Genomic DNA, 557 nt, shown 5'->3' with positions numbered 1-557 from the left:
CAATAGCTAACGGCACATTTAACATTCTTGCAATGGTTTTAGCCATTAATGTTTTACCTGTACCGGTTTGCCCAACCATAATGATATTACTTTTTTGAATATCAATATCGTCTTGAGTTGGCGTTTGTAATAAACGTTTATAGTGATTGTAAACTGCAACAGCCATTACTTTTTTAGTAGTGTCTTGCCCAATTATGTACTCATCTAAAAACGATTTTATTTGTTGAGGCTTGCGTAGTTTTAATTCTGCTGATAAATCATTACTTTCATTTTGTTTAGATTCTTCTAACACAATACCATGTGCTTGCTCAATACATCTATCACAAATGTGAGCATCTAAACCAGCTATTAATAAGTTGGTTTCTGATTTTTTTCTACCACAAAATGAACATTCTAACTCTTCTTTTGCCATTAATCAATCTTGGTTTTGATAAAATTAATTGTAAACATTTAATTTACAATAAATTAAAGTTACAAATTTTTATTTTAATCTCTTGTTAAAATTTCGTCAATCATACCGTATTCTTTAGCTTTATCGGCTTTCATCCAGTAATCTC

At 29.8% G+C, this 557-nt stretch carries 2 protein-coding genes; both read right to left on the bottom strand.

The features are described 5' to 3' along the window. Positions 1-412: ClpX C4-type zinc finger protein (locus FUA24_RS07420; protein ID WP_317131944.1), on the bottom strand; the 412-nt coding region annotated here is incomplete at its 3' end. Between the two features lie 74 nt (positions 413-486). Beyond that, on the bottom strand, positions 487-557 hold a 71-nt coding region (locus FUA24_RS07415; protein WP_187388205.1), incomplete at its 5' end, for an ATP-dependent Clp protease proteolytic subunit.

The organism is Seonamhaeicola marinus, assembly GCF_008085455.1.
The sequence above is the reverse complement of the archived record's forward strand: the minus strand, read 5'-3'. Positions and strand labels throughout refer to the sequence as shown.